Genomic DNA, 22,748 nt, shown 5'->3' with positions numbered 1-22,748 from the left:
TGCTAAATGCTAAATAAAATCAGTAAATTTGTGTATTATGGAAACACGCGAAAAAATCATCATTATAGGAGGAGGATTTGCGGGGCTGCAGCTTGCAAAAACATTGAATAACAAGAACAAAAAAGTAATTGTTCTGGATCGGATGAATCATCATATGTTTCAGCCGCTTTTTTATCAGGTAGCCTCCGGAAGGATAGAACCTTCCAATATTTCTTTCCCTTTCAGAAAAATTTTTCAGCAATCCAGAAATACACAGTTCCGGATGACAGACGTCAGAGAAATTGACACTGCCAATAACAGAATAATTACTGATGAAGCAGAATTTACATATGACAAATTAATCATTGCAACAGGCTGTAAAACTAATTTTTTCGGCAATAAAGAACTGGAAGGAAAAGCTTTCGGAATGAAAAATACCCAGGAGGCCATCAGCATCAGAAATCATGTGTTAATGACTTTTGAAAAACTGATTCTTGAAAAGAGCAGAAGCGATGATGGAAACTGGAATATTGTCATTGTAGGAAGCGGTCCCACAGGAGTAGAGCTGGCAGGAGCTTTTGCAGAAATGAAAAAGATATTCTGCCCAGGGATTATCCTTATATGAATTTTGATCATCTGAAGATTATTTTGGTAAGCTCCACCGAGAAGCCCCTTGCTGTAATGAGCAAGGAAGCTCAGGACAAATCGGAAAAATACCTTAAAGATCTTGGAGTGACTTTCCTTAGTGGAGAGGTTGTTACCGATTATGACGGTGATAAGGTTCATTTGAAAAGCGGGAAAGAAATCCCGTCCAATAATGTAATCTGGGCAGCCGGTGTCACAGGGAATGTCGTTGGAGGATTCCCGGAAGAAAAATTAGTAAGAAACAGATATATTGTAGATCGATACAACAAAATAAAAGGCTACGAAAATATTTATGCAATTGGAGATATTGCATACATGGAGACCCCTAAATATCCGCAAGGCCATCCTCAGGTAGCTAACGTAGCCATTAATCAAGCAAAAAATTTAGGTAAAAATCTTTTAAAGAAAATCCCGGATGAATGGAAAGAATATGAGTATGATGACAAAGGCTCGCTCGCAACAATAGGAAAGCACAGAGCTGTTGTAGACTTACCATTTATTAAATTCCAGGGCTTTTTAGCATGGTATTTCTGGATGTTTCTTCATTTAATGCTAATTTTGAGCGTCCGAAATAAGCTTGCTATATTCTTTAACTGGATGTGGAGCTACATCAACAAAGATTCTTCTTTAAGATTAATTATTATACCTACTAAGAAAAACGAAACATTACAATGAGAATTGATATCATAAGCGTACTTCCTGAATTGATGGAAAGTCCATTTAAAACCTCTATTCTGAAAAGAGCAATGGATAAAGGATTGGCAGAAGTACATTTTCATCATCTGAGAGATTGGGCAACCAATAAACACAGGCAAATAGATGATGAACCCTATGGCGGAGGCGCAGGAATGGTCATGATGGTAGAGCCATTGGATAAATGCATATCTGAACTTAAAGCTCAGCGTGACTATGATGAGGTGATCTATCTGACACCGGACGGACTGACCTTGAATCAAAAAATTGCCAACAGCCTTTCAATAAAGAAAAATCTTATTTTTCTTTGTGGACACTATAAGGGAATTGATCAGAGAGTGAGAGATCTTCACATCACAAAAGAAATTTCCATAGGAGACTATGTTCTTACAGGAGGCGAGCTGGCGGCGTGTGTTCTTGCGGATTCAGTAATCAGGCTGCTTCCCGGTGTCTTAAATGATGAGCAGAGCGCCTTGACTGATAGCTTTCAGGATGATCTTTTATCACCGCCGATCTACACGAGACCCGAAAGTTATAAAGGGTTGGATGTCCCTAAAGTTCTGTTAAGTGGTAATTTTAGTAAAATTGAAGAGTGGCGCCATGATGAAGCGGTAAGAATAACCCAGGAAAAACGTCCCGATTTGCTTTAAAAATACGTCTAATATTCCTTCAAACATAATCTTTTTAACTATTCCATTTATCAAAATGTTAAATGGAATAATATTTGTTATATCAATAAATTAAAGGTAAAATATTAGCAAAAATAGTTTTTGGTTGAAATTTTATTTTCATTATTTTGATTTTTAGTGTTGCTCAAATTTCGATTTGTGACGTAAATATCACCAATAATTGAAAATTTAATTTGATATATCTTGTTTTGTTGATTTTTTTGTTATATTTGAAATGTTTCTTAATTAGAAGAATATTCAAGGAAATGATTAAAAAATCAGTAAAATTTGAAAAAAAATAAATTTACATTTAACAGAAAGAACAAAATAATAAAGTATAGAAATTAATGTCGATGGAATTGTTCTCTTTTTATAATGTTGAAAATTTATTCTTACCAGATCCTAAACCTGTACACAAATTAGATCCTACAAAGTCAGGCTTACGGAACTGGGATGAAAAGAGATATAAAAACAAGCTTTTTAAAATCTCACACGTATTTCAATTGATGAAGGAGGAAAATGGGATACTGCCATTTATGATAGGATTATCCGAGGTTTCCGGAAGGAAAGTTTTGGAAGATCTTATTCAAATGGAACCTTTCAACGCTGAATATGGAATTGTACATTACAATTCAATGGATGAAAGAAAGGTAGATGTAGCAATGTTATATGATAAAAATAAAGTAGAGGTTATAGATTCTGAAACCATTACTTTCTTTTTTGAAATTATAAATAAAAACACAGGAAATTACGACACAACCAGAGACGTGCTTTTTTCAAAAGTTAAGTATAAAGGGGAAATTATTAATGTCTTTATCGCGCATCTTCCCTCTAAGCGAGAGAAAGATATTAATAAACCTAAAAGATCCTTTATCCTGGCCGAAATCCGTGAGCGGATTATGAAACTAGTAAACGCTGATAAAGAACATGTCATATTGTGTGGTGATTTTAACGAAAACCCGGATGATGAAAATTTAGTACAAATTCTCTATGACAACGATCATGAGAAGGTTTTGATGAACCCTTTTCAGGAGTTGTTTTCTGCAAGAAATTATTCTACTTTTCATTATAAATCTGGATTGCTGTATGATCAGATTATTATGTCGAGATCCCTTCTTGATAATAATACACTGGCTTTTCAGGGTGCACATATTTTTAATTCTGAAAAAATCAGCAGCAGGACCAGAAATTTTGAAGGAAGACCCTTCCGAACATACGCTGGTACCCGGTATTTAGGAGGATATAGTGATCATTTTCCGGTTTTTGTAACATTTAAAAGTTTACAGTAAAAAAACATAAATAATAAAAAAGTAGAAATGAAAAATTCGAGCAACACAAGCTATCATTTAGATTCAATCGACAAAGAAATTATCTACATGTTGATGGATAATGCTAAAACATCATTAGCACACATCTCAAAAAATGTAGGGATTTCCACTACAGCAGTACATCAAAGAATTAAAAAACTGGAACACGCGGGAGTTATTGAAAACTCAATTTCATTCCTTAATCCTAAAAAAATCGGATATAAGGTAATTTCCTACATCGGCGTGTTTTTGGATCAGCCAAGTCATTATCCTGAAGTGGTAAAATCTTTGCATGATATCAACGAAGTAGTGGAAGCCCACTATACAACCGGAAATTATACAATATTCCTTAAGGTTCTTTGTAAAGATAATGATCATTTGATGCAAATCCTTAGCAAACTGCAAAAGTTGAAAGGAGTAACAAGAACAGAAACTTTTATATCTTTGGAACAAGGTATTTACAGACAATTGAAAGTATAACGATATGAACATAGCCCAATATTTGGATTCAACTTACCTGAAAACTCCTGAACAATCGGGGATTTCACATGAAGCAACTCTTCAAAAAGATAAAGAACTGGCTCAGGAAGCCATTGATAATGGTATTTTTGCCGTGATGATTCGTCCGGATTATGTATCTGAAATCAAAAAATATATTCAGGAAAGAAATTCAAATGTTGCAGTGGGAACTGTGATCGGTTTTCATGAAGGAACGTATTCAGTTGATGAGAAGCTTGCAGAGGCATCAAAAGCAATTGGAGACGGTGCAGATGAACTTGATTTTGTCATTAATTATAATGCTTATCTTCAGGGAGACAAGGAATTGGTAAAAAACGAATTTATAAAATGCACAAGTTTGTCGCTTGAGCATCATAAAATTGTTAAATGGATTATCGAGATTGCCGCATTGACTGATGAGCAAATCGCTGATCTCACCAAAAGTATTTCTAACTGGGCAGAAGAAAATTTTTCTGAAAATGATTTAGCCAATATTTTCGTTAAATCCTCTACAGGATTCTATGAAACGACCGGCGGAAAACCGAACGGTGCCACATTCGAAGGAATAAAAATCATGTTGGATAATGCAGGTAAACTTCCTGTAAAAGCAGCAGGTGGAGTAAGAACGCCTGAAGATGCTGAGAAAATGATCAACATGGGTGTCAAAAGAATAGGAACCTCGTCAGCACTAGCTTTAATTCAAAATGAATCTTCATCAGGAGGATACTAAAATAAAATTTAATAAAAAAAACCATCAATTTAATTGATGGTTTTTTTGTTTTATACCTGAGCCTGATATTCTTCGTAGAATTGCTGAGTCTCTTTAATGAGGCTGTCCATTTCTTCCATGGTAAAGACTTCAAGAAACTTTTTTCTGAATTCTTTGAAATGGGGAATACCTCTGAAATAGTTGCTGTAGTGCTGTCTCATTTCAACCAGTCCCAATCTTTCTCCTTTCCATTCCGCGCTCCATTCTGCATGCTGACGTACTGCTAACAGACGGTCAGAAATCGTAGGAGCAGGCAAATGTTCACCTGTTGCAAAGAAATGTTTGATTTCATTAAATATCCATGGATAACCGATAGCCGCACGTCCGATCATAATCCCGTCACATGCATATTTTTGTTTATACTCTAATGCTTTTTCAGCAGAATCTATATCACCGTTTCCGAAGATTGGAATTTCAATATTCGGATTTTGTTTGATTCTTGAAATATGTTCCCAATCAGCTTCCCCTTTGTACATTTGTGCACGGGTTCTGGCATGAATCGTAAGGGCTTTGATCCCCGTTTCCTGCAAACGCTCTGCTACTTCATCAATATTAATGGAGGTACTGTCCCAGCCTAAACGGGTTTTAACAGTTACCGGCAAATGAGTAGAACTTACCACTGCCTTCGTAAGACGCACCATTAGATCAATATCTTTCAGAACACCTGCTCCCGCCCCTTTACAAACAACTTTTTTTACAGGGCACCCGAAGTTAATATCTACCAAATCCGGGTTGACGGTTTCAACAATTCTTGCCGACATGGCCATTGCTTCTTCATCTCCCCCAAAGATTTGTATACCAACGGGTCTTTCATAATCGAAGATGTCCAGCTTTTTACGGCTTTTGATAGCATCACGAATCAGTCCTTCGGACGAAATAAATTCCGAATACATCAAGTCTGCACCGTGCATTTTACACAAACGTCTGAACGGAGGATCACTTACGTCTTCCATCGGAGCCAGCAAAAGTGGAAATTCCGGCAGTTCTATGTTGCCTATTTTTATCATGGTGCAAATTTACAAAATTCTAAACATTCTAAAATATGATAATATCTATGAGTGTGATGGGAGAGTTTTGTATGCCTGAAAAGTTCCGAATACTAATAGATCGTGAATTTGAAAAAACTTATTTGCGAGTCAGAGTGCATGCATTTACTATTTTCAACTATCAAAAGCTTGCTTTCACCTGCATACTTCCAATATGAATCGTCCTGTCACCCGAATTTCTTCCTTCATAATTTAAATTTAACTGAATGAAAGAGTTGATAGCCTGCTGAATAAATACGCTCCAGACCTGATTTTTTCCAGGCTTCAGACCATCTAGCATCTGGTTTCCTACGATACTGAAGTTGTTTCCGTTGAAATTGTTGTTGATGAACGAGAAGTTTCCGCGGATAGACGTTTTTTTCCTTTCCCATTGAATCGTTCCGGTCACATCGAATGCTTTCAGTAATTCTTCTCCATCCAATCTTTTTTTCTGACGGTAAGCAGAGGAAAGTTCAGCTTGTATGGCATCTGTGAATTTATACGTGGCTTTTGGTTTGGTTTCAAAATTATTGAGGCGATAATCTCGCGTTGTAAATTGTTGGGAAGAGTTTTTAATATCATGAACGGAGTTTTCCCAATCCACCCTGAATTCTTTGTTGAACCAATATCCTATATTCACAAATTGAGAAGTCTGTTGACGCTCTTCGTTACTGAAATTGGCATTGATAAGGTTGTCATTGGTGATGAATCTGTAGTTCCCGTTCCATCCCGATTTATCAGTGGGATTAAACTGTACTGAGGCTAAGATGTTCTGATTTTTAAGAATCTGATCACTGTTTTTTTCAAATGGATTTAAAACTAAAACTTTATCTTTTTTATAGAATGAATTTTGAGAATTTAAAGAAACATTGAAGTTCCAGCGCTTTAAGAATTTATTTTCTGAATTAAAAACAATGGCCGGATTAACAAATAATGCCAGCTGTAATTTATTTTTATTGGAAGGAATATATCTGACCGAATTGGTGTAAACCCTGATATATTTTGCAAGATCAGAATATTCCGCAATCTCAAACTCATCGAGCTGCTGAATGCCGTCTCCGTTGTAATCTGTCCATTTATAAATGCCCTGGCCATCTGTTACTTTGATATACTGGAATTCCCTTTGAGCTTCCTGCCCGTTTCCAAGTTCATAAAAAAGCCTGAAGACGCATTCCGTTTCTGAAAAGCTGCTGATTATACAGAATATTTCCAACCACAAAGTCATTATTTCTGGTGGTGACATTAGGATCTACATTCTGATAAAAGAATTTCCTATAGTGAATCAGAACATTTAAAGAGGTTCTTTCGTTTTTGATAATCTGACTTTCAGCCATAACCCCCAAAATATTATTCATGTTTTGAAGCCTGTTGTCGCGTACTGAGTCGTTATCTCTCATATAGACCTTGGCAAGTAATTTGGTGCGGGTGCTGTCGCCAATTTTCTTTTGCACGAAGAGTTCTTTCCAGCTGAAACTGGTGACATCCATGAGCTGAGAATCATTATATTTTTTCTCATTATGTTCCATGCTTCCTCCGATTGTCCAGCTTCCTTTTTTACCGGTGTATTCTGTTGAAACTCCTCCTCTGATAAATTTAGTGTCCTGAAGCGTAGCGTTGGTACTCAGGTAAGAAAGAGTACCTTTTGTGAAAAATTTTCCGCTGATCCAGCCAAAATCAAGATCGTTTTTGATCCCTTTATATGAATCCTGTTCGTTCAGATAATTGATGCGGTAATTTAAGGTGGACTTATTATTCCACTTATTTAAAAAGCTGAAAATAAATCTGTTCTGGGTTTTCTTGTTGAATTCCTGTGCGAGGTTAAAATCTCTGGAGAATTCAACATCATTGATACGGTCTAAGATGTGGAACTGCCTGTCGATGTACTGATATTCAAAGCTCGGAGTTCCTTTCCAGTTGTTTTTTGTAAAACTTTTATTACCGAAAATACGGTATGCATATCCGATATTCTGATCCGAATCTTTCGAAGAAAATAAATTGACATCGTAATTACTCAATGAAATATCGGCACCAATCTTTCCTTCATTCAATAAGTATTCTGAGTTAAGGGAGAATACCTGGGATTTTTGTGGTGAAGGCAGTTTTCTTACGGCTCTGTAATCCCCTGCATTAGGACCTACATATTCAAAAACACGGCCGTTATTGGTAGTTTGTGCAGTTTTATAATCACCCTGATTTACTCCAAAGTAGGTGAAAGAAACCTGGTAAAGAGGCTCATTCTGATCAGTTGAAAACTCGTAATTCCCTGCAGCATTCTTACGATACAGGATTTTATTAACGTCGTATTCTGTAAGAACTCCGGATGGAGCGTACATCAGATTAGGATCATTTCCTCGTCGGCCAGAATCTCTTCATCTTCTTTTGACAGGTTTAAAGAAAGCGGTGCGTTTTTGTTGTCGTTTTCCATAAACCAATTCAGGCCTACCTTGAACTTTTCTCTCTGATGTTCAAGTTTTCCGGTAAATAAATATCTGGAATAGTTTCTGTTGGCGTAGTTATATGAAATTGTAATAAAATTCTGTTGGAAAATAGGGCGGAAGCTGGTAAAGGTTACCTCGCCTGTATTGTAGTTGATGATGTAATCCTGGTTTTCACCTCGTTTCATTAAGATCCCGTCAATAAAAACCTGTTCCGAACCGGAGATAAGGGTGATAAACTGTTCTCCGTTTTTACCGGTCAGACGGTAAGGTCCCTGGTTTCCTTCAACACCCTGAAAACGTACCCTGTGAAACTCACTTCTCGCTACTCCTGCGGAAACGTCTATAAAAGTTTTATTCTCTTTTCCAAGTTCTGTCTGGAACTGAATTCCCATACTTCTTCGCTGGTATTTGGCAAAATAATTTTTCGCTTCTACCAAATCTAAATGACCGGCCCTGAGGATCGATTTATCTTTAATATTAAGCTGTATATAAATCTTATCAAACTCTTCCAAAGTCTGGGTATATCCATCAGCCTGAATTGGCAAATTATGATCCGAAATACTTGCCAGAATAGTGACATCCTTTGAAAGCCGGCCGGAAATCTGCAGGTCCATTGAACTTTGAACAGACTGCCCCTGATTATTACCAAAAGTGATTCCACGGATGATTGAACCTTTAGAATTAAGCTCGCCTAAAAATCTTTTTTTATCATTTTTGGCGAGTACAGCTTCGTCTATAACAATTTTATTATTGGTTCTTATAAAGTCCAGGGTGTCTTTTGCAAAGATATCCTGTTCCAGTCTTGCGGCGAGAATACTGTCTCTTTTAATGCTATCTTCAGGAACGTTAGGATTTTTCCACGAAAATACCTGAGCATTTCCTGAAAATATGCCTAAAGAAAAGAAAACAAATAGAAGAATAAAATTCCGCAAGCCCTTGAAAATAATTCGTAAAAATAATTAAAAAATGTTAATACCAAGAGGTCCAGGATTATTAACAGAAATTTAATCTGATTATTGTGAAGTCTTGAAAATTCGCTTGTATTTTAGCCGAAAAATTATTAATTATTAAATTCTTACAACATGAAAAAACTTTATTCATTATTGGCAACAGCAATGTTTGCCACTATTACTTTTGCTCAGACTACTATTTTCAATGCTAGTTTTGATGACTTGGCAGGAACGGGAGGAAACGATAATGTCTGGTCGGGAAATATCGGAACCAATTCATTAAATGCTTATACAGGTGCAGGATGGGTATTTGCAGGAGCAGGTGGTGCCGCACAATGTATAAAAGCGGGTTCGTCCAGTACAGCAGGAGCTGTAACCACCCCCCGCGTTAAACGGGCTTGCAGGAGATGCTACTTTAACTTTTAGAGCAGGTGGATATGGTACCGATAACACTACATTAACGGTTACTATTAGTGGTGGTGGAAGTATTAACGGAGCAAGCAGTTTTACGTTAACTAATTCTGCATTTTCTAATTACACGGTAAATATAGTGGGAGGAACTTCCGCTACAAAACTGAAATTTGCAGCCGCTTCAACTTCAAAACGTTTTTTTATTGATGATATCAAAGTTGATATGAACGGATCTCTTTCAGTGGATAATGCTAAAGCATCTGCTAAAAAGTTCGTTAAAAATACTTCGGTAGATAATGACATTTATTTTGGTGTAAAATCAGAGGTGAAAATTTATAATGTAAACGGACAACTGGTGAAAACAGCATCAGTAGCTGAGAACGGAACAGTACATATCGCAGAGCTTCCAAAAGGCATTTATATTGTAACGGGAATTGTAAATGGAAAAAGTACTTCTGAGAAAGTAATTAAAAAATAGTTTTACTTTATATCAGTATAAAAGGGGTTATCGGAAATCTGATAACCTCTTTTTGTTGTTTCTTACTTTTTATGACCAAAACCTGTAGACAATTTAATTAATGTTATTATAATGTAATAATCGATTATTTTGAGCTTTATTCATTGTTTTTACTTAATTCACGTGTTTTACAATATTTGTTGCTGCGCAGGGGTCTGAAACAGCTATAGGCGGCCATTTCAACGGATTTGGAACAGGCAGTTATACTGGTGATAACGGAGTAAGCTGGAGCTTTGGAGGAGAAAAAGAATTAATGCTGCTTCTTTATATAGTATTTCAGGTACTTCAGTGGCCTTTAATAATACCGGTGAAAGATATGTTAGAGCAGATGCTGGCCTCAATGGATTGCTGTATCTATTCCTGGAGTATCAAATGTTCAAAAGATAAAGCATTATTTATTAAGAATACTTCGGTAGTGAACGACTTTTTTTTTTGGAGTAAAATCAGTGGTGAAAAGTTACGATATAAACGGTCAACTGATGAAAACGGCGTCAGTAGTTGAGAATAGAACAGTACATGTTACAGCGCTTCCGAAAGGCATTTGTAGCAGGGATTGTAAATGGTAACAAGATTTCTGAGAAAATAATTAAAAAATAAATCTATTAATTAACTTATTGTTAAATATATGACGTCATTTAGATCAAATGACGTTTTTTTTGTAGTTTTACCTGTGTAATAAAAAAAAATATTTATGAAAAAAATCTTTACTATTTTAGGAATTGTAGGAGTTGCAGCTTTTGCAAACGCACAAAACTTAGTAATCAATCCTGGTTTTGAAAACGGAACTACAGGTTGGTCTGCAACTAATCCGGGTACTGGTACCCCTTATTATCTGCCTACTGTAACAACAACTAATCCGTATGCGGGTATAAATTCAGTAGAATATACTGCAGCAACTGCCACTACAGGATTTGAACAAGATATTCCTGTGTCTCCTGGGGTAACTTATACAATATCTTTTTGGTATAAAGCAATTGGAGATAATACTGATGCAAGAATCTGGGCTAATTATCTAGATGCTTCAAACGCTGCTATTTACCAGGGAGCTACAGCAGCTACGGACCCTCTAAGAGGTCCGAATAATGGATATTTGCCGGCAAGTACTGCATGGACCCAGCATTCTGTTACCGTAACTGCTCCGGCAAATGTTGTTAAATTACATTTACAAGTTCGTGCCTATAATAATTCTACACAGGTTGCTTTTGATGATTTCTCAGTAACCTCAGGAACATTAGCAGTGGGAGAAGTTTTACCTTCAAAACATAGAATGATTAAAAACACTTTCGTAAAAAGCAATGAAATTACTTTCGGAGCCGATGTGAAGGATGTGAAGATTTTCAACATGTACGGACAAGTCGTAAAACAAGCTTCTGTTAAAGAAAACGGAACTGTAAACGTTGCTGAATTAGCAAAAGGAAGCTATATCGTAACAGGAACTGTAAACAAAGAAGCAGTATCTCAAAAAATCTTAAAAGACTAATTTGCTTTTAGATAAAACTGAGTCGGGCCACTTCGGAGAAGTGGCCCGACTTTTTTACATAAAAACTCCGTTACTATATACCTATTAATGATGGCGTTTTTTTGAGATTTCTCAATGTCATGGTATTGTTTTTGATATTTTTATCATAAATTTATCCTTAAATTATCTGTTGATGAAAAAAATCTTTACTAGTGTTGTATTGGTAATGGTAGCTGCATTTTCGAATGCCCAGATTGTTATCAATGAAATTTATGGCGGCAACGAAAACTCGGGTGCCCTCTTAAAGAATAATTATATTGTACTTAAAAATATTGGTACCTCACCGGTTTCTTTAACAGGTGCAAGTATACAATATGCTCCGGCAATCGGACCCTTTACTCAATATCATACCTTACCTGACCTCACTTTGGGGCCTGATCAGACTTACCTGATTCAGGAAGCACCTATAGCAGGTGGCACAGAAGATTTACCTGCCCCGGATTTTATTGCAACCACGGTTATCAACTTTGACGGAACTCCCAATAAATCTACCGGGATGAAAATTTCGAATGTTTCCGGTAAAATTGCTTTGGCAGGAAGTATCGTACAGGTTTTGAGTCCTGATTCCTCCAATGTTCTTGATTTTGTAGGATATGGCTCCAATGCAGACCAGTTTAAAGGGGACGGTCCTGCGCCGTCGCCCACTACGACGACAGCAATAAAGAGAACTTTAAACGGAAGCAGTGATAATATGACGGATTTTTCCCTGGAAGGAAACGCTAAGTCAGGTTTCGTCCAGAATCCATTCATAAAAGATGGTAAAATCGTTTTTGGGATGGAAGTTAAAGATGCTAAAGTTTATGATACTTTTCGACAGGTTGTTAAAAAATCACCAACCAAATTTGCCTTAGCCCTGGATATCACAGAACTTCCGCGGGGTACCTATATTGTAACCGGAACGATTAACAATGTTCCTATCTCACAAAAAATTATTAAAGATTAGTCTTAAACATAAGTAACAGCCCATATAATGAGCTGTTATTTTAATTCTTATAAAGCAAAGGATAAAAAAGTGGGATTCTCAACTTTTAATTCACAACTTTACATGCTCCATTCTCAATTCATTAGTACCATCCTCTTCTGGCCGCATTAATGATAGAACTCAGGTTAAGGACCAGGGTATACCTGATGCGCTTCGCATAATCTTTGAAGGCAGGTTCAAATCCTAAAGAAGATTGTATCGGGAAATAAATTTCCAGAAAATCAGGAATAATTCTCACCTTAATACCACTATCCCAGATGAACTTAGAAGGAAGATCTTTATTTTTATATATTCCTGCATCAGCATATACATGAAATATTTTCCAGACACTTGAATCTACATTGAAAGAAGTGATCCATTGATTGACCGTACCCGGAATAAAAGATTTAAATCCTCCGTCCGCCAGAATAAACTGCTGAGAAAGAAGGCCACTATCTGCACTTTCTCCCAAAAGATTATAGGAAAAAGAATAGTTGGATACCCTGGAAATTCCGTAATCAAACAAATTGTTTCTGGTATCATTTCTTACGAAGTATCCGGCAAATAGACGAAGACTTAATTTTTGTTTCGGAGCAAATTCCCATCTGTAGAAGCCTTCAGCGGTAATTTTGTTAAAATCTTCCATTCCCTGCGTACTCAGACTAAAGCTTTTTTCATGGATCATTTTGTTGTCTGTATAACCATATCCCAGGCTCCAGAGATTATATTTTTTATAATCATTATTGGCAATCATTTTAGGGCTCAGATCTCTTTCAAAATAATTATAGGAAAATCCTAAGCTTCTGCTTACAGTACTCCTTGGGTTTTTCCTGAAATTAATATTTGAAAATAATCCTACTTTTTTATATGCTAAACCATAATCATAATGGAAGTAAGAGCCCGAAGCACCCAATGTAAGGCTTCGGATTATGCTTTCAGCAGGTAAGAAAGAATAGGAAGCAGCTCCTGATCCCGTCAGTTTTCCAGTCCCCGTACTGTAAGTCGGAGTAACGGAATACAGAAACTTTTCATCAAAAAAGATTGGTTTTTAAGATTAATACCCAGAAGAAACTTATCATACGTATTGTTGAAACGTACTCTGGGGCTTATATAGATCTCATTATATTCCGGATCCGGAATATCTTTTATTAATTTTAGCTTGATTCTTTTGGTATTGGAAAATAAACCTTTAGCATAGAGAAAATTATCCCTGTATTTCGATTCAGGAAAAATGTAGCCACTGTTGAGGGTAACCTTATAAATATTGTCGGAAGCAGGAAGAGAAATAGTTGTTGCATCCTTGTTCTCCTCGGTTTCTATCCAATATGTTTTCTTCTGGCCTTCTTTGGTCTGAGTTTCCATTTTTACCGGGATCGATGCGGTTGTATTTTTTAAGATTTTGATTTGTAAAGAATCATTTTCTTTATCAATATGACCCAGCTTGAAATCGACTCTGTTTTTATGTTTCAAAAAGTCCGAAAGATAAGTTGTCGATTTGTCTTTTTCGGAAAGAGTTTTCAGAAATTCTTCAGGATTAATCCTTTTTCCGGAATTTTGAGTGATATAATTTTTTAGAATATCGTTAAAACGCTCACTTCCCATTTTGTCTGCAGAATAGCTCAACAGACTTCCCGTTTCAAAGCTGCTGATGGCCATCTCATTGAAATTGCTCAGGGTGGTAAAATCCTCTTCAATCTTTTGATCCAGGTTTTGCAGCATGATATACTGGTAGGTTAAACCATAACGATCAAGAAGTTTAAGCTTAGAGGCATGGAAAAATTTTAAAGGTTTTATTCCGAAAATTTTTGTTTCCGGCAGCATACCCAGGAGTTTTGTATCGTGGTAGAATTTGTCAAGGTATTGGATCTCAAGATATGACTTTACCCCATTCGTAAACCAGTGATCTTTTTGTTTATCGGCAATTACGCTTTCATTCAGGATCTTTTTGGTGATGATTCCCAAATAATCAAGATCAGTTTTTTCAGCATCGGTGAATAGCTGAAATCTGAATTTCCAGAATTTAATATCATTATTTCCGAAAAAATCTTCCTTTGCCTTGAACTTATCTGAAATAAAAATACTTTCAGGGAGGCTTCCGATTCTCTCTTTTAGAAATTTTAAATGAAGTGGCAGGTAAAACTCAAGATCCTGCTTTTCTTCCGGTTTTAAATTGTAACCAAATTTGATCTCAGTAGTATTTCCGTCAATATTAGTTTTAATAGACGGATAAGTAATTGGTGAAATTAAGAATTCCGGGTCGGAGTCCAGATATCCTTTAAAAGAATTCATCTGTGTCTGCGGGAGGTTCCCTTCCACAAAACTATTGACAGGAATATCAAAATTGACGGTCCAGAAGGTATTAAAATTGACCGGTTCTTCAATATCGTGATATTTTCTTTCAGAAATATTGTCCGGATCAAAATGATCCGGAACAATAAAGAAATATTTTAATGCAATATTCTGATCGGATGTTCCATATCCCGTAAATGTCTTGTCGGGAAGCTGCATCCTGTATTGTAATTGCAGTGTAATGCTTTTACCTGGTTGCAAAACTTCTTTCAGAGGAATAAAGAGATTTTCATCTGAAAGGGTATTGACAGGGATCACCTGATTTTCTGAACTTTTGACGGTTAGATCAAGTAATTTACCCAGTTGACTGTCTTTTGCAAAATGGAGGTCGTGATTCCTGTCTTCCAGTTTTCTGTAGACTAAAGAGGTTCCACGCCTGTTATATGCCGAAATCCAGTTCAGGAGTTTTACCGTATGAAGATCTTTTTCAGAATGATTGTGATAGACAATCTCCTGATTGATTTCAAGGGATTTTCTGTCTGAAGACAATCTGGCTTCAATATAGATGCTGTCTTTTTGCGCAGAAACCTGTGCAACTCCCCAAAACAAAATAAGGCAAATACTGATCTTTTTCAAATACTGGTGATAAAGCTCAAATATAGCTTATTTTGTATATACTTTCTAAGATTTTAATTCTGAATTGCTTTTTTTTCCAAAGAATTAATATACGCATTCCATCCTTCGGTTTTATACGTAACGGCAGATGCTTCAGGATCATCAGACTTATAGATGCCTCTTCCCACAATGATAAAGTCTGTATGCAGAGTCTTGAACACGTGTTCAGGAGTATTATATTGCTGCCCTTTACCATCTCCCGAATCAGCAAGATTGACTCCCGGAGTAAATAATAAAAGGTCTTCGGGAATCTTGTTCTGAGATACTCCACCGATAACATTCGGGTGTGATATTGCTACTTTTAAGGCTTCCTCACGATAGTTTGCAGTAGTTAATGTGCCTTTTGAAGACATGCCCACAATAGCTACAACCCCTACATTTTTGAAACAATCCAGAGATTCAAAACCTCCGATCACCTGGGAAGTTACAAAATCTGCCCAATCTGTAATCTTAAAGACTCCGCTGGTAAATTGTAATTCCTGAGTATTTCCTATATCAGCAAACTTTCTGTCTTCCATTAATAAAAACTGATGTTTAGCAGCAATTTCTTTTAAAGGAACTATTGTTTTTTCATATTCAAAATCTGAAATAATATCGATATGAGTTTTTAAAGCAACAATATGCGGACCTACCTTCTCTGCCAAAGCCAATAGTTCTTGCGTCGTGGTAACGTCAGCGGAAGCAATCAGGTTAGATTTTTTAGCTAATGCCGCTTCCAGTAATTTTTTGGAAACTGAATGTTGGGCATTTTCAAGTTTTTGTTCATAAGAAGGTCTGATCTCTTCTTCAAACTGAATGTGATTGCCTTGTAAGAAATCCTGAATTCTTTTTACTTCCTCATCAGATAATTCTCCTGTTTCCTGAAGAATATCGCATACCTCCGAAATGTTGAAAAGGGTATATACTCTGTAGCCTTTGTTTTCCAATAGCTGTTTTCCTCCCTGTTCTCTGTCTAAAACGACTACGATATCAGAAACTTTTAGATCTTCCTGCTCAATTTCCGGAATGGTCTCTAATAAAGATTTCCCTGAAGTGATGACATCTTCTACCAAAAGACAGTTTTGTCCTTTCTGGTAAATTCCTTCAATCAGTTTCTTGGTTCCGTAGCTTTTTGCTTCTTTTCTTTTTATAATTAATGGAATGTAACTTTCCAGAGACATTGCTGTAGCCATAGGAAGGGCAGCATAAGGAACACCGCAGATCAGGTCAAAATTATCCAACGGAAGCATTTCCAGTAAATAATTCGCCAGTTTTTTTAAAATTTTCGGATCCGAGGCCAAAGGTCTTAAGTCTACATAAAAAGGACTTTCGATACCGCTTTTCAAAGTAAACCTTCCGAATTTGATGATGCCCAGTTTATAACACTCTAAGAAGAATTCTTTTTTACTTTCCATTATTTTTTATTAGATATTGCAAATTTAAGGATTTGAAACAAGGCTCAAAAATTTATCGTGTATTTGTAAATAAAAAACCACCCCGAATTTCCGGGATGGTTTGTATTTGATAATTATTATTTTATTATTTCAGCATCAATAACCTGGGTACCGCTATATTTTCGCTCAGCTTCCCAAAGTAAAAATTTGTCAACCTCTTTGATGAGTTTAGGAATCGTCAGCGATAAAACGGCTAAGTCGTCCATTACCCCAAGAACCGGAATGGCAAATTCGGGAAGAAGGTCAATAGGAGAGATGACATATAAAATTCCGAGTAACGGAAGAATAATGTCGATGGATCTCATAGGATAAATACCTTTTCTCCACATTTTAACCATTCGGAAAATATCAGGGATCTTTTTTATAAAGCCCTTGTGATTGATAGCTTCTTTTGCAAGATTTAATTTTGAATATTTCATTTTGTGTTCAGATTTAAATAAACTTTTCAACACTATAAATTTCACAAATCCTGTACCAACTAATTATAAATTTAGTTAAAAAAATTACTTGATGATATTGTCAATGAACTGATGTACAGTCTCTGAATCCCAATCTTTTGTAGCGTCCTCCTTGATAAGGATCCTTCCGGTCTTATCCAAAAGGAAAGTTGTAGGAAATACTTTCGGAAGAATTTTTTCAGAAATAGGACTTTGAGCAATATAAACCGGAACAGTATAATTGTTTTCTTTTAAAAACTTTCTCACATCCTCTTCTTTGTCATTCATCGCAATAAGCACAAAATCTACATTGCCTTTTCTGGAATCGTACAATTTTTGAATAGACGGCCATTCTTTTCTGCATGGCGGGCACCAGGTTCCCCAGAAATTCAGGAAAACAGGCTTGTCTTTAAAGGTTTTAAGATTGGTACTGGGAGCATTGATCCCTTTCAGATCAATGTCGTAATCTTCCTCACTTATATGTACGGCATTTTCAATCGTTGCAATCGGGAAGAACTGGTCTTTAAGAAAATTTCTTATTCCCGGTACCAATACAACGATGGCAATGACCGCAATTAATACAACATAAATGATATTCTTTTTCATATTCTGTTTTTTATAGAAGATCTAAAATTTCCTGAACAGCATCTTTTCCTCTGTTTTTGGCATAATATATCTGCAGATCATTATAGAACATATCTTTTGGATAGGCTTCGGGATCTGCCTTGTATTTCATAAGAAGTTCATAACCATATCTAGGACGAGGGCCCCAAGAATTTTTCACATTAAAATCTTTATCAAGAATAAGGACCTTGGGGATAGATTCTGTCCCATTGGTTAAAAACTGATTGATAAGACTTTTATCACTGTCACGAAGAAAAACTTTTACGTCGTTGTGTCCTTCAAAAAATTTGAAAAGGGCAGGTACGGTTGCACTGGCGTCTCCACACCATGCTTCGGAAATAATTAAAATTTTTCCGTCAAAGTTTTTTGCCTCTAATTCTTTTACCTGCTCTTCATCCGGGACATACTTTTTTATAGTTCTGTCCATCCTTTGAAGTCCGAGCTCATAATATTGTTTATAATCAGCTTCCTGCTGGTTGGCCGGATTTTCTAATCTTTTTTTTGCAATCTGAAGGTATTCTTCGAAAGAAATTCCTTTATCCCAGTAATTTTTCATTACGAAAAATATTTATGTTAAAAATTATTGATATTTCTTGTTTTATTAATTAAAAACAGATCCGCTAATACAAATGCAGCAAGACTTTCCACTACAGGAACCGCTCTTGGAACTACACAAGGATCATGACGTCCTTTTCCTTCCACTACTACAGGATTTCCTTCTTTGTCAATACTGTCCTGAGGTCTTAAAATCGTCGCTACAGGTTTGAAAGCTACTCGGAAATAAATATCCATTCCGTTAGAAATTCCTCCCTGGATACCTCCTGAAAGATTTGATTTTGTTGTGAAGTCTGTATTGAAAGCATCATTGTGTTCTTTCCCGGTCATTTTTGCACCGCAGAAACCACTGCCATATTCAAAGCCCTTACAAGCATTGATATTGAGCATTGCCTTTGCCAGCTCAGCCTGAAGCTTTGAAAATATAGGTTCACCGATTCCCACCGGAACATTTTTGATGACACAAGTAATTGTGCCGCCAATGGTATTACCTTCTTTTTTAATCTCTTTGATTCTGGAGATCATTTTTTCAGCTGTTTCTGTATCCGGACATCGGACATCATTGCTTTCCGTTTTGGAGAAATCAAGATCCTGATAAGGTTTTTCACAGAAAATATCGCCTACAGAAGAAACGTAAGCGTTAATTTCAATGTTGGGTAACAATTGCTTGGCAAGAGCTCCTGCCACAACCCAGTTCATGGTTTCTCTGGCTGAAGATTTTCCGCCCCCACGATAATCCCTCAGACCAAATTTCTGGTCATAGGTAAAATCAGCATGACTGGGACGATACGCCTGGGCAATATGGTCATAATCTTTTGATTTCTGATTCTCGTTTTCAATAATAAAACCAATAGGGGTACCTGTAGTTTTTCCGTCAAAGATTCCTGAAAGAAACTTTACTGTGTCGCTTTCTTTTCTTTGTGTAACTATAGCAGACTGCCCGGGTTTTCTTCGGTTTAGTTCATATTGAACTTTATCGAGATCTACCGTTAAACCTGCCGGAAAATTATTGATGATACCGCCATAAGCCACTCCGTGACTTTCTCCAAATGTTGTAAGACTAAGAAGATTACCTAATGTGTTGAACATATTACAAAATTACCTTTTTTTCTCCACATAATAAAGTTTCGGGATTTGTTCTATTTATCAGTGCTTTTGATATTATTAATGACCTTCTCAGCTTCCTTTTTTTCTTGTGGACTCAGTTTTCTGGAGATAAATCCTTTTTAACATCAGTTTTGTCTATAAGTTGAGGGAAAATTCCCGCTTTAATATCTTCAGAAACGTAACTTTCAGATATTGCAGGAAGAGGAGTATCAAAATTATACGGATAATTTTTTGAAACGTTAAACTTTAAGTTCCCGATTTGATATTCTTTATAATCGTGATATTGATAAGTTGAAGGTTTGTAAAGTTGTTCTTTTTCGAATCCTGCCATATAATTTCCCAGTCTGAAACTTGGAATGTACTGCTGAATAAGAGCAGGGAAGGTGAGTAAGGAAATAAGAATAGTACTTAACACCGAAAAAATAATAACAGACCTCTTTCTGTCAAAATATTCGTAGAACAGAATGAAAAAAATAACAAAAAAAACATCAATAAAAAAACGGTATTGAGCTGAAAAAGCCAGTATCATTATGGTTTTTATGCATAATGAAACCCAGATCAAAGTGATCAGCTTCTGTTTTTTTATCCAGGTGTATATTGTGAAAATAATGAGGCTTAAAAGGAGAAGAATATTGATTTTTGATTTGATTCCTTTCAGAAAAAGCCAGTTTCTAATAGATTCCCAGCCTGAAAATTTTTGAATTTCTTCGTAGGAATACTGCATGTCATATGTTTTTCTAATGGCGTATTGTGAAGAGGTTTTTAAAATGTCAATATCGGGTTTCCAGGATACTCCAAGGTCGCCTGCTGACACAGGAAATATCGGGTATCCAAAGGTCCATATATTTTTAATCAAGAATAGAAAAAGGATTGCAATTCCCGGGATTAATTTTTTGAAACCTGACTGAGAAATAAAAATGTTATAAAGGAAAGCCAGGATGGGCAACCATATCATCGTTGGCTTTATGGTAAAAACAAATACCGAAAAAGCAAAAAGAAGTTTTGTGTTTTTACGCTTCTGAATTATTTCGTGCAGGATAATCAAAGAAAAAATAATAGCCGGGAGATCAGGGCTTGGAGACTGTGAGAACAGTAATAAAACCGGAATAAAACACAACGATATCCAGCTCTTTTTCTCAATACTATATACAGTGTAAATGATCAGGAGTATAGCATTGATCCTCAGGTAGGGATCAGAGAAATTTGAAAATCCAGCCTGAAAAATATGCCATACCGACATTTGTCCCAAAGTTAAGTCCAGATTGGAAATCCCTTTGACTAATCCATATTCCTTAATCCATTGAATAGAAGGGATGTAATATCCGAAATGATCAAGGATGTAAGGATAGTAAGATCCTGCCATTACAATGATTGATGAAATAAAGGCTAGCAGGTAATAATCCTTCCTCGGAAACTGATACAAAGAAAGATAGAGGCGATCTTTAAAAAACAACAACAATCCGCCCAGGATAGTAAGTATTTCTATATATATATTGAGGGGATAGAAGAAGGAAATAAGAGTCCAGGCTAAGCTTATACCTAAAATTCCGGATAAGATATTTCCTGAAAACCCGGACCATACATTACCCCATAGATTTTCAAAAATTTTTCCCCAACCTGTTAAGACGGGAATAATAAAAATTGCAGAAAGGAGAAGTAATATCATAAAAAAAGATTGCTTAAAAATAAGCAATCTTTACATGTTATCTTGAAAATATTTATCTGCGAGGTTGTACTCTTCCGTCTTTTCTGTCCTGTGATCTACCGATAGTATATCCAGTAGCACCACCTACGACACCACCAATCACTGCACCAAGACCTCTGTTTTTCTTAGCGACAATGGCTCCGACTGCAGCACCACCGACGGTACCGATAATGGTTCCTTTAGCGGCTTTACTCATTCCTCTTTTTTGAGTAGTTCCTTGTGATGTCCCACTTCCGTTATCTGCATAGCCTCCATTACTGCTTCCTCCTGAATTGGAGTTTGACCTTCTGTCTCTATATACAGTTCTCGTCTCTCTGATGATCTGTGGTTTTGAATTATTGGCAGCAGCAGCTTTCGCTTTTTTGCTTTCTGAAATACTGTCTACTTTTTTCTGTGCTTCATAGACCAGTTTTTCTTTTTCAATAGCCAGCTTTTGTTTTTCTATTTCAAGTTGTCTGGCCTGAAATTCGAGCTTTTGCTCTTCAAGTGACTTCTCAGCCACCCTGTCATCTTTCTTACAGGCAGTTATCAAAAAAACAGATAAAAAACCTGCTAACACTATCTTTTTCATAATTCAAATTTTATAAGCTTAAGCCAAAACGACTTTAGTTTTGTTTTTATTTTCAATTATGAAGCCAAATTTTAGTTAAAGAGTGTTAAAGTTGTCAGTGAAGAATAAAACAGAATCAAAACACCTGTGTATGATTCTGTTTTTCAGTGATTTGTATGTCGATCTGAACGTATGGAGTCAATAGTCTTTTACACTTAGAAATCAACTTTTCAGGTAAAATAAATCATAGGTTTCCTGTTTTTCCAAAGAAATTTTTACTTATTAATATTTGTAAATTTAAATTAATCCATAATTTTCATTGAATTCATATAAGTTCCGTATTTTTGAGATACCAAATTACTTTAATTATGAAAAAATCAATTTTTACAGTATCGGCTATTATTGGGCTATTGACTATTGCAACTTCATTTTCATCTACAGATGTAATGAAAACCCAGTCTAAAGAACGATCAGAAGTATCTGATAGAGAGAAAAAAGAGCAGACGTATAAGATTCGTTATGGCCTTTTGGCACAGGACGGAACTAAGATTCTTTCTGGTAATTATGATGTGGGGAGCTTTATTGCTGAAAGTGCAAGCACCGGAGATATCTATGAAACTTATTACGGAGGTGGTTTTCAGACGGTTCCGCAATATTATGACGGGCTTCCTGAGGGTACATATACCTTTTCAGCCATGCAGGGCCAGGGAGGTTGGGTAGGCTACGGATCGGTAGTGGCCACTGTTTCCGATGCTACTGTAGATGCTGATGGATATGTTACTGTGTATATTCCGATCATCTGGGAAGAATAACTTTGTGAAAGACAAAATATTTAACTACATTTACAAATCCTCGCTATGAGGATTTTTTAATCAATATATAGTTGGTACTAGTTTTTTCACATTATGTTTAATGATTTGTGTTAAATTTTAATTATAAAAAACTAAAAAAAACTGTATGATAATGGAAATTATTGATGATTCATTAATTTTG

Annotated in this window: 16 protein-coding genes and 4 pseudogenes; 10 read left to right on the top strand and 10 right to left on the bottom strand. The window is 36.1% G+C overall.

The annotated features are described in order from the left end of the window. Window positions 1–37 precede the first annotated feature (37 nt). From H3Z85_03995 to deoC, 5 genes and pseudogenes are all read left to right on the top strand, one after another. A pseudogene (locus tag H3Z85_03995) lies at window positions 38–1,299 on the top strand (NAD(P)/FAD-dependent oxidoreductase). Beyond that, window positions 1,296–1,967 carry a tRNA (guanosine(37)-N1)-methyltransferase TrmD gene (trmD, locus tag H3Z85_03990; protein ID QPQ52623.1) on the top strand — a complete coding sequence of 224 codons (672 nt, stop codon included), beginning with the start codon at window positions 1,296–1,298 and terminating at the stop codon, window positions 1,965–1,967. Before H3Z85_03995 ends, trmD begins: the two are co-directional and overlap by 4 nt. Before the next feature lie 371 nt (window positions 1,968–2,338). Beyond that, on the top strand, window positions 2,339–3,274 hold the full coding sequence (locus tag H3Z85_03985; protein ID QPQ52622.1) for an endonuclease: 936 nt from the start codon (window positions 2,339–2,341) through the stop codon (window positions 3,272–3,274). 27 nt (window positions 3,275–3,301) lie between these two features. Continuing rightward, window positions 3,302–3,772 (top strand): Lrp/AsnC ligand binding domain-containing protein, encoded by a 471-nt coding sequence (locus H3Z85_03980; GenBank protein QPQ52621.1) that lies wholly within the window; start codon window positions 3,302–3,304, stop codon window positions 3,770–3,772. A 4-nt stretch (window positions 3,773–3,776) separates the two neighbouring features. Continuing rightward, the gene (deoC, locus tag H3Z85_03975; protein ID QPQ52620.1) at window positions 3,777–4,520 is read left to right on the top strand and encodes a deoxyribose-phosphate aldolase; all 744 of its coding nucleotides are present in this window, start codon (window positions 3,777–3,779) and stop codon (window positions 4,518–4,520) included. Window positions 4,521–4,570: 50 nt separating this feature from the next. Here the strand turns inward: deoC and dusB are convergent, their stop codons facing one another. Beyond that, window positions 4,571–5,566, bottom strand: coding sequence for a tRNA dihydrouridine synthase DusB (gene dusB / locus H3Z85_03970; GenBank protein QPQ52619.1), 996 nt, complete (start codon window positions 5,564–5,566; stop codon window positions 4,571–4,573). Window positions 5,567–5,726: 160 nt separating this feature from the next. Beyond that, window positions 5,727–8,954 (bottom strand): annotated as a pseudogene (locus H3Z85_03965) (hypothetical protein). A gap of 150 nt (window positions 8,955–9,104) precedes the next feature. Here H3Z85_03965 and H3Z85_03960 point away from each other — a divergent pair. The 4 genes from H3Z85_03960 (at window position 9,105) to H3Z85_03945 (ending at window position 12,362) form a co-directional block, all read left to right on the top strand. Beyond that, complete coding sequence (locus H3Z85_03960) at window positions 9,105–9,398, top strand: hypothetical protein (GenBank protein QPQ52618.1); 294 nt, start codon at window positions 9,105–9,107, stop codon at window positions 9,396–9,398. Window positions 9,399–9,522: 124 nt separating this feature from the next. Beyond that, a complete protein-coding gene (locus H3Z85_03955; GenBank protein ID QPQ52617.1) occupies window positions 9,523–9,861 on the top strand; it encodes a T9SS type A sorting domain-containing protein in 339 nt (112 codons plus the stop codon). Between the two features lie 730 nt (window positions 9,862–10,591). After that, window positions 10,592–11,380 carry a carbohydrate binding domain-containing protein gene (locus H3Z85_03950; GenBank protein QPQ52616.1) on the top strand — a complete coding sequence of 263 codons (789 nt, stop codon included), beginning with the start codon at window positions 10,592–10,594 and terminating at the stop codon, window positions 11,378–11,380. A gap of 172 nt (window positions 11,381–11,552) precedes the next feature. Continuing rightward, a complete protein-coding gene (locus H3Z85_03945; protein QPQ52615.1) occupies window positions 11,553–12,362 on the top strand; it encodes a lamin tail domain-containing protein in 810 nt (269 codons plus the stop codon). 121 nt (window positions 12,363–12,483) lie between these two features. On the opposite strand, the pseudogene H3Z85_03940 reads toward H3Z85_03945, so the two are convergent. The 8 genes and pseudogenes from H3Z85_03940 to H3Z85_03905 form a co-directional block, all read right to left on the bottom strand. Further along, a pseudogene (locus H3Z85_03940) lies at window positions 12,484–15,278 on the bottom strand (aminopeptidase). An 80-nt stretch (window positions 15,279–15,358) separates the two neighbouring features. Then, window positions 15,359–16,738 (bottom strand): orotate phosphoribosyltransferase, encoded by a 1,380-nt coding sequence (locus H3Z85_03935; GenBank protein QPQ52614.1) that lies wholly within the window; start codon window positions 16,736–16,738, stop codon window positions 15,359–15,361. Between the two features lie 116 nt (window positions 16,739–16,854). Then, complete coding sequence (locus tag H3Z85_03930) at window positions 16,855–17,196, bottom strand: DUF1232 domain-containing protein (protein QPQ52613.1); 342 nt, start codon at window positions 17,194–17,196, stop codon at window positions 16,855–16,857. Window positions 17,197–17,280: 84 nt separating this feature from the next. Continuing rightward, on the bottom strand, window positions 17,281–17,820 hold the full coding sequence (locus H3Z85_03925; GenBank protein QPQ52612.1) for a TlpA family protein disulfide reductase: 540 nt from the start codon (window positions 17,818–17,820) through the stop codon (window positions 17,281–17,283). A gap of 10 nt (window positions 17,821–17,830) precedes the next feature. Further along, a complete protein-coding gene (locus H3Z85_03920) occupies window positions 17,831–18,394 on the bottom strand; it encodes a thioredoxin family protein (GenBank protein QPQ52611.1) in 564 nt (187 codons plus the stop codon). A 17-nt stretch (window positions 18,395–18,411) separates the two neighbouring features. Then, on the bottom strand, window positions 18,412–19,482 hold the full coding sequence (gene aroC / locus H3Z85_03915; protein QPQ52610.1) for a chorismate synthase: 1,071 nt from the start codon (window positions 19,480–19,482) through the stop codon (window positions 18,412–18,414). Between the two features lie 50 nt (window positions 19,483–19,532). After that, window positions 19,533–21,166 (bottom strand): annotated as a pseudogene (locus tag H3Z85_03910) (hypothetical protein). A 52-nt stretch (window positions 21,167–21,218) separates the two neighbouring features. After that, complete coding sequence (locus H3Z85_03905; protein ID QPQ52609.1) at window positions 21,219–21,776, bottom strand: glycine zipper family protein; 558 nt, start codon at window positions 21,774–21,776, stop codon at window positions 21,219–21,221. Between the two features lie 347 nt (window positions 21,777–22,123). Between H3Z85_03905 and H3Z85_03900 the strand changes: the two genes are divergently transcribed. Further along, complete coding sequence (locus H3Z85_03900; GenBank protein ID QPQ52608.1) at window positions 22,124–22,567, top strand: hypothetical protein; 444 nt, start codon at window positions 22,124–22,126, stop codon at window positions 22,565–22,567. The last annotated feature ends 181 nt before the right edge of the window (window positions 22,568–22,748 follow it).

Source organism: Chryseobacterium indologenes (assembly GCA_016025055.1).
Lineage (GTDB): Bacteria > Bacteroidota > Bacteroidia > Flavobacteriales > Weeksellaceae > Chryseobacterium > Chryseobacterium indologenes.
Note: the sequence above shows the minus strand (reverse complement) of the source record. Positions and strands in the feature narration are given on the sequence as shown.